General features: G+C 59.5%; 11 protein-coding genes. 2 read left to right on the forward strand and 9 right to left on the reverse strand.

What is annotated here, in order from left to right; genetic code table 11:
* The 8 genes from GEV05_21355 to GEV05_21390 all read right to left on the reverse strand — a co-directional run bounded on the left by GEV05_21355 (window position 1) and on the right by GEV05_21390 (window position 5,986).
* A complete protein-coding gene (locus tag GEV05_21355; protein MPZ45885.1) occupies window positions 1-288 on the reverse strand; it encodes a co-chaperone GroES in 288 nt (95 codons plus the stop codon).
* An 84-nt stretch (window positions 289-372) separates the two neighbouring features.
* A complete protein-coding gene (locus GEV05_21360) occupies window positions 373-1,560 on the reverse strand; it encodes an acyl-CoA desaturase (protein MPZ45886.1) in 1,188 nt (395 codons plus the stop codon).
* Between the two features lie 3 nt (window positions 1,561-1,563).
* Window positions 1,564-1,713, reverse strand: a complete 150-nt coding sequence (locus GEV05_21365) for an entericidin A/B family lipoprotein (GenBank protein MPZ45887.1) — start codon at window positions 1,711-1,713, stop codon at window positions 1,564-1,566.
* A 221-nt stretch (window positions 1,714-1,934) separates the two neighbouring features.
* Complete coding sequence (locus GEV05_21370; GenBank protein MPZ45888.1) at window positions 1,935-3,086, reverse strand: sensor histidine kinase; 1,152 nt, start codon at window positions 3,084-3,086, stop codon at window positions 1,935-1,937.
* 200 nt (window positions 3,087-3,286) lie between these two features.
* Complete coding sequence (locus GEV05_21375) at window positions 3,287-3,481, reverse strand: hypothetical protein (protein MPZ45889.1); 195 nt, start codon at window positions 3,479-3,481, stop codon at window positions 3,287-3,289.
* A 245-nt stretch (window positions 3,482-3,726) separates the two neighbouring features.
* Entirely contained in the window at window positions 3,727-4,794 is a 1,068-nt protein-coding gene (locus GEV05_21380; GenBank protein MPZ45890.1) for an AI-2E family transporter, read from the reverse strand.
* 297 nt (window positions 4,795-5,091) lie between these two features.
* Window positions 5,092-5,310 (reverse strand): glycine zipper 2TM domain-containing protein, encoded by a 219-nt coding sequence (locus GEV05_21385; protein ID MPZ45891.1) that lies wholly within the window; start codon window positions 5,308-5,310, stop codon window positions 5,092-5,094.
* A gap of 61 nt (window positions 5,311-5,371) precedes the next feature.
* Entirely contained in the window at window positions 5,372-5,986 is a 615-nt protein-coding gene (locus tag GEV05_21390) for a hypothetical protein (GenBank protein MPZ45892.1), read from the reverse strand.
* 988 nt (window positions 5,987-6,974) lie between these two features.
* Here GEV05_21390 and GEV05_21395 point away from each other — a divergent pair.
* Window positions 6,975-7,694, forward strand: coding sequence for a helix-turn-helix domain-containing protein (locus GEV05_21395; GenBank protein MPZ45893.1), 720 nt, complete (start codon window positions 6,975-6,977; stop codon window positions 7,692-7,694).
* A gap of 71 nt (window positions 7,695-7,765) precedes the next feature.
* Complete coding sequence (locus GEV05_21400; protein ID MPZ45894.1) at window positions 7,766-8,488, forward strand: helix-turn-helix domain-containing protein; 723 nt, start codon at window positions 7,766-7,768, stop codon at window positions 8,486-8,488.
* 249 nt (window positions 8,489-8,737) lie between these two features.
* Here the strand turns inward: GEV05_21400 and GEV05_21405 are convergent, their stop codons facing one another.
* Entirely contained in the window at window positions 8,738-9,088 is a 351-nt protein-coding gene (locus GEV05_21405) for a hypothetical protein (protein MPZ45895.1), read from the reverse strand.
* Window positions 9,089-9,526: the final 438 nt, after the last annotated feature.

Genomic DNA, 9,526 nt, shown 5'->3' on the forward strand with positions numbered 1-9,526 from the left:
TTATTCGATAACGCCCATGATGTCTTCTTCGCGCATCACGAGCAGCTCTTCGCCTTCAACTTTTACGGTTTGCCCGGAATATTTCCCGAACAGCACCCGGTCGCCGACTTTGAGGTCGATAGCGAGAACTTTGCCGTTTTCCAGGATCTTGCCCTTGCCGAGGGCTGTCACTTCCCCTTGCTCGGGTTTCTCAGCAGCGGTGTCCGGAATGACAATGCCTGAGGCAGTCTTACGCTCTTCGTCCAGCCGCTTGATGATCAGACGGTCGTGCAGGGGACGGATTTTCATGAATGTATTTCCTGTTCTCGAAAAACGGTGGGAATCGTGAGCGGCGTCTTCGCGAATTGCGCGAAGTCCTTGGCATCCTGCGCTCTAGGCATAGCTACGCAAGCGCTGGGAGAATTCGACCAACGGAGGAATGCCGCTCGCCTCGGCACGCCGGCACCAATCTTGCAGCCGATGTACCAGTTGCTCCTTGGGTGCCGTAGAGCGCCCCCACAATGCCACGAGCTCGCGGCGCATGGAGTAAACGGTCTGCAGCGCGCGCGACCTTTCCAATACCGCGGCGAGCTTCCCTTGATCGGCCTGGTCCGTTACGTCCCCGCCCTCGAGCAAACGTTCGACATCCCGCAGCGCGCGAGCGTCTCGGGGCGCCGTGCACCGCAGTACGTCGTGCTCCTCGGCAAAAGTACGCTTCAACGATTTGGCGAATCGCGCCATGACATCATATCGGTTCGTGATCACCGCACGCAGCATCTCTAGATCGGGGGTCGGTCGGGGCGCGACCACTCGCGGCACGGGAGCGACGCGATTGACTTTCGCGAGACCTAAGGATTCGAGCATTCGGATGTACATCCAGCCGATATCGAACTCATACCACCTGTTCGATAGTTTGGCGGAAGTCGTGAACGCATGATGGTTGTTGTGCAGCTCCTCGCCGCCGATCAAGATGCCCCATGGCACGATATTGGCGCTGGCGTCCTCCGTGCCCCAGTTGCGATAGCCCCAATAGTGGCCGATGCCGTTGATCACACCGGCCGCCCAAAACGGGATCCACACAATCTGTGTCAAGAAGATCAGCACCCCAGGCACGATGCCGAACAGGACCAGGTCGACCAACCCCATCAGCGTCAAGCCCAGTTTCACGTAGCGGGAATAGATAGTGCGCTCAAGCCAGTCGTCGGGGGTGCCATGGCCGTAGCGTTCGATGGTTTCCCGCTTGCGGCTCTCCCGGACGTAGAGCAGCACCCCACCCCACAGCACGCGGTTGATGCCCAGCACCTGCGGGCTATGGGGATCCTCCGCAGACTCGACTTTCGCATGATGCTTGCGGTGGATCGCGGCCCACTCCTTCGTCACCATACCAGTCGTCAGCCATAGCCAAAGTCGGAAGAAATGGCTCACGACCGGATGCAGATCGAGCGCATGATGCGCCTGATGTCGGTGGAGGAACACCGTGACCGCGACGATGGTGAGATGGGTTAGTCCCAAGGCCGCGGTGACGTAGCCCCACCAGGGGAGATCAAGCAATCCGGAAAAGAATAACCAGTCAAGATTCATCAATTACATCCTGTTCTTCACGTCTTTCGCGGTATCCTGCGTCGCCTCACCACCTCGTTCAATGTCCTTTCCCATGCCTTCGATCGTGTTGCAGCCTGCGATCGTGCCCAGCATGCCTAGCAGCGTCACCATTCCCAATATGCGTCGGAACATGATGTATCTCCTGTGCGTTAAAAGGACCCTGATGGGACTGCAGGTCCTCCTCACGATAGTGATTCTCCCTCTCTCGCGGTGATCTCTCTGTTCGTTGCCAAGCATAGTGCGGAATAAGCAATACTCATTCCCCGATGTTGAGATGCCTGGCATGGACGGCTAGCAGGTTTCGACAGAGATCGTCGAGGACGAGATGATTACGGCACTGGGGGTCGAGGTGCTTACGTCACGCGATGATCCGGCGGCGTCGACAATCGATGCCGAGGCAGATCAATCGTAAAGATGCATCCGGCCCTCGGCACATCGCGGACGCGGAGGACGCCACCATTCGCGGCGACGCTGCGCCGGGAGATCGATAGGCCAAGGCCGAGGCCGGACTTATCGGCGTCTCCCTGGACAAACGGCAGGAACATTCGCTCTGCGAGGCCCGGCGGAAGACCGCCACAGTTGTCGCGCACATCGATCAGAATGCGATCGGCTGCCGCGTAGGCATTCAATGAGACTTCGGTATGCGGGTGCGTGAACTTGAATGCGTTCTGCAGCAAGTTGCCCACCGCCGAGAAAAGCAGGTCCCGGTCGGCATCGACCGCGAGTCCCGGGTCGACTGCAGAGACGGTAAATCCGCACTCCCGGGCCTGAGCCCCAAGTGCTGCGGAGATTTTGACCTCCGCGATAAAGCCCGCAAGAGAAAACAGCTCATGGTGTGCCGGCATCCCCGCAGTTACACGCACTTCGGCGAGTGAGCGATCGATGAGACTGCGCAGTGCAATCAAGCTGCGGTCCAGTACGGCCCCCGTCGCCCCGCTCAAGCCCACGTTGCCCGCCTTGATAGAGCTTAGTGCGAGCGTCGCCGTATTGATGTGGTTGCGTAGCTCGTGCGCGAGCGATCCGAGCCGTTCATTCAACGCATGAACCGCTTGGTCGGTGACTGACGTTTCTCGCTGATACGAGAACTCGGTGACGGCATCCGCAATCGCATTGTCCAGGCACCGATTGAGCGTTCGGAACTCGTCTATCTCGATGTGGGCACTGCGTTCGAATGCGAGGTCCGTGATCGCCTGGCAGAGATCCCCGTAGTCGTGAACCACCTGGTCGACGGTAAAGCCATGCTGCAATAGTTCCCGGCCGTGAAGGGTTGCTGTCTCACCGATCTCCGATAACACCCGATTCCCGCCGCCGGCTGGACCAGAAACTTTCCGACTCTGCAAGGGTTCCGGCGTCCGCTCGACTCGGAGCGTTTTGGCAAGCTGGTCGAGGAACAGTGGTATCCCATGCTCCAGCTCAGGACGCCCAAGAGGACCCGGCCTTTGTACGACTTTCGACCTGCATCGGTCGATCAGCTCATCGCGATTGTCGGAAAGGAATTCGTGCAACATTGCCAGACAATACTCCATCCCGTAGCCGGAGGATGTTCGGGAGCGCACATACCGACCCTCAATATGTCAATGCGTTACGCTTCGCGAACGTTGAAGCCATCCGCATGAGGCCTCGATCGTTGTTCGATTGCGGCCACCGCAAGATCATCGGTTCGAACGGCAGTACTGCAGAAGCAATTTCAGTGAAGTTTTTCGGACTATCGATAGGTGACGTTGTCTTTGGCGCGCACCGAACTCGAACTACTACCGCCTTCGCCCTCCCAAGCTCTGATGGCGGCTTCTTCCTGTCTCTTATCCTTCTTGTGCCGTGCCTTACGTAAGGTCTCCAAGGCAGCGACGACGCCGGAGCCAATCAGCCCTAGTGCAATCAGTGAACGTGATTTCATCTTCATTGGTTTCTTTCCAGGGGTGCCGTCGAGTATTCAATATAGTACCCATGGCGGGTCCTCTAGTCTGTTCGACAGCGCACAATGAATACGCTCCTATGCGAGGCAATTTGTGTACCCCGCTCCAAGGACGTCGAGGCCTGGCTCGTGAACCCGGCAGCTTCTCGGCTAGGACCCTATTTGAACGGAGACACACCGATCTGTAACGTCTTGGAGTGCTATCGATCGATCGCCACGCGCTATGACAGTCATCATCGACCGAGCAACTCGCCCGCCGGTTTGAGCGATTCAACTCGATCGCAGATCGCCTTGACGATCGCGATCAGCGGTGCGCCCAGCAACAGGCCCCACGCGCCCCACAGCCAGCCGAAGAACAGCAACGCGATGAACAGCACCGCGGCGTTCAGGCGCGCGAAGCGGCTCTGCAACCAAGTCGTCAGCGCGACTCCGACCGTGCCTGCGATCAGCAGCGATACGCCCGCGATGGTGAGCGCGTAGACCAACGAGTCGAACTGCAGCAAGCCCACTACGCCGCTTGCGATGGCAATCGATGCCGGCCCGAGATACGGGATGAAGTGCAGTACACCTGCCGCGACCCCCCACACGCCCGCCTCGTCCATTCCAAGGGCCATGAACGCGAGCCAGGTTCCCACGCCGACCAGAACATTCGACAACAGCATCGAAAGTAGGTAGCGTTTGACCTGTGCGTCGATCTCATCGAGGATGCGCACCGTGTCCTTCTTGCGCGAAAGCGACCGGCCCACGGCCTGAACGAGCTTGCGGCGAAAGTGTTCGCCCGAGGCGAGCAGGAAATAGGTGAGCAGCAACACGACGGGCGCCTGGCTTATCACCGCGAACAGCAAACCCGTCTGCGCGAGCGCGTATTCCCTCAACCAGGACGAGACCTCGGGCGCACGATCGGACGCGACACTCGTTCCGCGCTTCACGCCCGCTTTGCTCGCCGCGCCCTCCAGCTCACCGGCCGCTTCCTGCATGTTCTGCAATGCAGTCGGTCCACCGCTGCCTGCGGCGTTCAATTTCTGCCGCAATTTCTGCGCGGCACGTGGAAGATTCTCGGTCATCTCTGCCGCGCCGTCGCTCAAGGAGACGCCGAGCCATGACACGCCGCCTGCGAGCACACTCAGTACCAGGGCCGCCGCCAACGGACGCGGCACGCGCCACGCCTTCAACCAGTCGACCAAGGGGCTCAACGTATAGCTGGCGAAGATGCCGAGAAGCAACGGGATGACGAATGCGCGTGCAAGATACAGCGCAGCAACAGCGGCGACGATCGCAATGACGCTCACCCCAACATTCATCGCGCGGTAACGGGTATGGCGTTCGGGCGGCGCTAGCGGTTGACCGCCTGACAAGGGTGCTTCGGAGGGTGCGGCTGCGCGCGGGGCGTCAAACACGAGTTTCCCCGATGCGAGCAAGGGTCGCTGAAATGACGCGATCTATGCAGATAGCGGGCCGAAGCGAATCCGGACATTCACAGCGCGGCCAGGTGCCGGATGCAGTCTTCCCGGGGTCAAGAATCGTCATAGGCCCGGACGCGTGAACACGCCGCCCCCCTGCGGGGCACGACGTGTTGCTACCGGCGTCGCTTGTGCCTCTTACTTCGGCTTGGTCACTTCATGGCCGATGACACCACCAACCGCCGCTCCAGCGGCCGTTCCCAGCACGCCGCCACCCATGACGTTGCCCGCGACTCCCCCAACCACGGCACCCGTGGCGGTGCCCTTCTCCTGTGCCGTCATTCCGGCACAACCGCCGGTGGCAATCAGGATCACTGCCGCAATTCCACTTATCCAGTACTGCTGCATCATTCTCATTGCGCTGCCTCCCGCTTAATCTACCTGTTCGAAAACGAGCTCCCGCATCCTGTAGCGGAAATCATGACCGGTCGAAGCGCGCCTTCGCTTCGTTCATGCAGTTGCTCTTGGCGTCGCCGGCAAACGCATCGCACTTTTCCTTCGCCACGGTGTACTCGGCGTCACGCTTGGCCGATGCCGCGTCCTTGCGGGCGGTGGCACCCTTTTCGCCGGCCTTGTCGTTTGCTGCTGCCGAGGTGCGGGCGGCTTGCTCGTTCGCGTTCGCGGTCGTCAGCTGCGCCTTTGCTTCCGCCTTGGCGCTTGCCTCGGCTGCCTTGGCTTCCTTGACACAGACATCCTTGACGTTGCCGGCCTTGTCGTCGCACCTGTCCGTCGCCACTGAGAGATCGGCTTCTGCTCTGGCGAGGCGCACCTTGTAACTCGCGTCCGGCGACGGTTGATATTTCGCGTCGAGCTGCGCCCGGGCGACCTTGTCATTGCCGCCGGCCTCAGCCTTGCATATGTCTTTGGTATTGCCGGCGAGAGAATCGCAAGCCGTCGATGCAGCTTTGTGGTCGGCGGCGATCCGATCCTTGCCGGAGCGATATTGTTCCGGAGACATCGTTTGCGCGATCGCACCGATGCTGAAAGCGAGACCGATCGACATGGCTATCGCACTGCTGGTGAGCTTGGTCATGCTGGTTCCTTGGTATGTGGACCCGAACGGCATGAACCTTCCTCCCCACGCCTTTGCCGTTCGGTGAGCTGCTTCTCGAGGAAGGCTGTTTCGAGCAAGTGTCCGCTTCGCTGTTGCCGGGGTCTGTGCGCTGGCGAGCATAGCAACAACTGCCTTGCACGCACACCACTTCAAGGCGATCCCTCGACTTCCGATCGACGCAATCGATTACCCATTTTGAATGGTGTAGGGAAGTCTGATAATGCAACGTTTGTCGGCTCAAGAGGATACCCTTATGCAACACTGGCCCCTGAGCCGTCAGTCTGCCCCATGATGCTGTCCAGTCTCGTGCTGACGTTCGCGCTAGCGCGTCGCAATCCAAGGCGCCTTAATCCAGCTCGCGCAGCTAACGTACCGACCCTGACGAAAAGTCACTATGTTTTGGGCGCGCGGATTGGGTGCTGCCATGATGAGTTCCGCGGTACCACACTGGATTTGTTGGGATCTGTGTTCGGAAACGCACGGATCATTTGCAGCGGAAGACTTAGACTGTTTCTATTCCATGTGCTCGGAGAAGTCGCTACTCATGACAGCCGCCACTGCAAGCGCTTGTCTGATCACTGCACATATGATCGAGAGCAGCTGATGGATACGCAAAGCGCGGGTGCCAAGCGCAGGGATCAGTCGAGAGCGTGCTGTCGGCGGCAGAATTGTTCGTGATGCTTCGACAGGTCGTGACCTTTCGAGAGCAACCGGGAATAGCGGATCCGCTGCAGCATGCGTGCTATAGAAGGTACCGAAGGCGCTTCGGCTTGAGACGTACCGCTGCCGGACCCGATGGCGAGATTCAATGGTTCACGTATGCGGCTTGTCGGCATCGCGTACGCAGTTTGTTTACAGCGGTTCGAAAGAGTCCGCGCCCGGAAGCCGGTCGGCGGGGCACCCTTTTCGAAACTCGACAGCAGCGGTTGTAGGCGCAAACCGCCGAATGCAACGCTGAAGGATATCCATGTCCGTCGCATGCTTTCCCAAGCAGAACCAGGTGTTGGCTGCTGTACCTGAAAACTGTTACGCACGCCTTCTTCCGGATCTCGAACGCATTGAGATGCCGCTCGGGAAGGTCCTGCACGAGTACGACACCGACTTGAGTCATGTCTACTTTCCTACCACGTCCATCGTCTCCATGCTGCAGGTTATGGACGATGCCGCGTGTGCGGGCATCGCAATGGTGGGAAGCGAAGCCCTGGTGGGATTGGCGCTCTTCATCGGCGACGCTGTGACGCCTAATCGAGCGGTCGTGCAGTGCGCGGGCGAGGGCTACCGCATAAAGTCTCAGTTCATGAGAGGCGAGATCGATCGGGCAGGCCCCGTGCTCGACTTGCTGTTGATTCATACGAGGGCACTGATTGCGCAAATGGTGAATACGGCCGCGTGCAACAGACATCACTCGCTCGAGCAGCGGTTCTGTCGTTGGCTGCTGTCGACGCTGGACCGCCATTCGTCAAAGCGGATCGGCATCACGCAAGAGTTGCTTGCCGACGTGCTGGGAGCGCGCCGCGAATCCATAGGGGCGCTCGTGCGCCAGCTGGGCGGCGACGGCCTGATTCGGCACAGCGGCCATTGGATTGAACTGCGCGACCGGGCCGAAGTGGAGGCCCGCGCGTGCGAATGCTATGCTTTGCTAACGATGGAAGTGGATCGGCTGCTCACCAGGGCGATAAAGCAGTGAGTGATGCGGCCACCTTGGAGGGCTAGCCTCGGATAAGCTGGCCTCTTCCTGAGAAGGATGCTGCGCCGGTCATGCCAAGTCCCCCCGATCCGGGCAAGAATCACTTGCTCACCGCTCTGCCGGCAGATGTCTTCGGCCGTCTGATACCGCATCTCGAGCCGGTTTCGATGCCGCTTGGCAGCTCGATCTACGAGTCCGGCAGCCAGCTTCAGCACGTGTACTTTCCGACAACCTCCATCGTTTCGCTCCTATACGTGTTGGAAAACGGTGCTTCAGCGGAAATAGCGATCGTCGGTAACGAGGGGGTCGTCGGTATTTCGCTGTTCATGGGCGGCGATACCACCCCAAGCCGTGCGGTCGTACAGAGCACGGGAGAGGGCTACAGGGTTAGGGCGGCTATCCTGAAGGGAGAATTCCACCGGGGCGGACAGCTGATGCAGCTTTTGTTGCGCTACACCCAGGCGCTGATCACTCAGATGTGCCAAACGGCCGTCTGCAACCGGCACCACTCGGTCGAGCAACAGTTATGCCGGTGGTTGCTCTTGAGCCTCGATCGGCTTTCGTCCAACGAGCTGGTGATGACCCAGGAGCTGATCGCAAATATGCTGGGCGTACGCCGCGAAGGGGTGACGGAGGCAGCCGGAAACCTGCAGCGTGCCGGCCTCATCCGCTACAGCCGTGGACGCATCACTGTGCTCGACAGGCCAGGCGTAGAGCGCAGCGTCTGCGAGTGCTACGCAGTGGTGAAGAAGGAATTCGACCGTCTGCTCACCGATTGGAAAAAGGCCAGCTGATTTGCACCACGGGCGCCGCTCCGCGATAACCTGAGAAAATGGCTCCCTGAAGCGCTTGGATTTCTCGGGGGAGCGTCCTGAGCGGTGCTGCGACGGGAGGCTGACGATCTCCCTGAAGGCCCGCGCTCGCGCGAACCGGTCGAATTCCGTTGAAGTGACGGGTTCCCGGCGATGTGGCGTTCAAATATCTTCGAGAGACCGAAACTTTCAGCGGACACCGTGGCCGGGTTTGCTTGCTTCGAAACGCCTCTATCGTGTTATCGGCGAATTGCGCCCGGAGTATCGATCGCTCATTCGCATCGCTGCGTCGCTGACCGTGGCATCAGCATGCTCCGCGCAAAAGCGGTCGACAAACGTCGCCACCGTGGCTTTCGAGACCTCATTGACTTGCGCCGATTGATTCGCATAGTTATGACCGCTGAGAAAACCGCGCACCCATTGGATGTAGGGTTCGCGTAGCTCGGGGTCGATAGTTCTTTTCCACGCGGCGCAGGACATGTCTTCCATCCCCAACAGGTTGAGCGATGCGGAGGATACGTCGGTTGTCGGAAAGAGCGCGCCCGCAAGCAACAGGCGAGCGAAAAGGTTTGAATGGCGCATCAATGACCTCGGGCCCGTATCGTAATCTCCTTAAGCTTGCTACGTCGCTATTCTGCGCCGCTTCGCCCAGTTTCTTTGCGCGGGTGACCGAAATCGACGAACACCCAATCCGACATTTGCGGTTTCCGAGTTCGCAACGGTCGTCGGCGCCCAGGCAAATGCTTCGCGACCGACTGGCACGCCTGTGCAGGCCGCCGCAAGCGTGCTCGCGTTTCAAGCACAGATGCGCGCACTGCCGTAGTGTTCGATGACGCACAGACGCCATCTCGACGCGCATCGACAATGGGGTTGCTTTAGATAACATCTTCTGCATACTGGATAGTGCGTAAGCCGGGTTTTGTCATTTTTGTCCAGTGTCGCGCGTACGCAATGCCGGCGACTTACCCAACCGACCACATTTCGAGAGGAATGACCAGTGAAATCGGAAATGGAAGTGAA

Source organism: Betaproteobacteria bacterium (genome assembly GCA_009377585.1).
Classification (GTDB): Bacteria; Pseudomonadota; Gammaproteobacteria; order Burkholderiales; family WYBJ01; genus WYBJ01.

Coding starts and splice junctions, on each gene's coding strand:
- GEV05_21400 (MPZ45894.1), top strand. CDS start 7,766: ATGCCAAGTCCCCCCGATCCGGGCAAGAATCACTTGCTCACCGCTCTG.
- GEV05_21390 (MPZ45892.1), bottom strand. CDS start 5,986: ATGACCAAGCTCACCAGCAGTGCGATAGCCATGTCGATCGGTCTCGCT.
- GEV05_21355 (MPZ45885.1), bottom strand. CDS start 288: ATGAAAATCCGTCCCCTGCACGACCGTCTGATCATCAAGCGGCTGGAC.
- GEV05_21375 (MPZ45889.1), bottom strand. CDS start 3,481: ATGAAGATGAAATCACGTTCACTGATTGCACTAGGGCTGATTGGCTCC.
- GEV05_21365 (MPZ45887.1), bottom strand. CDS start 1,713: ATGTTCCGACGCATATTGGGAATGGTGACGCTGCTAGGCATGCTGGGC.
- GEV05_21385 (MPZ45891.1), bottom strand. CDS start 5,310: ATGAGAATGATGCAGCAGTACTGGATAAGTGGAATTGCGGCAGTGATC.
- GEV05_21405 (MPZ45895.1), bottom strand. CDS start 9,088: ATGCGCCATTCAAACCTTTTCGCTCGCCTGTTGCTTGCGGGCGCGCTC.
- GEV05_21380 (MPZ45890.1), bottom strand. CDS start 4,794: ATGAATGTTGGGGTGAGCGTCATTGCGATCGTCGCCGCTGTTGCTGCG.
- GEV05_21360 (MPZ45886.1), bottom strand. CDS start 1,560: ATGAATCTTGACTGGTTATTCTTTTCCGGATTGCTTGATCTCCCCTGG.
- GEV05_21395 (MPZ45893.1), top strand. CDS start 6,975: ATGTCCGTCGCATGCTTTCCCAAGCAGAACCAGGTGTTGGCTGCTGTA.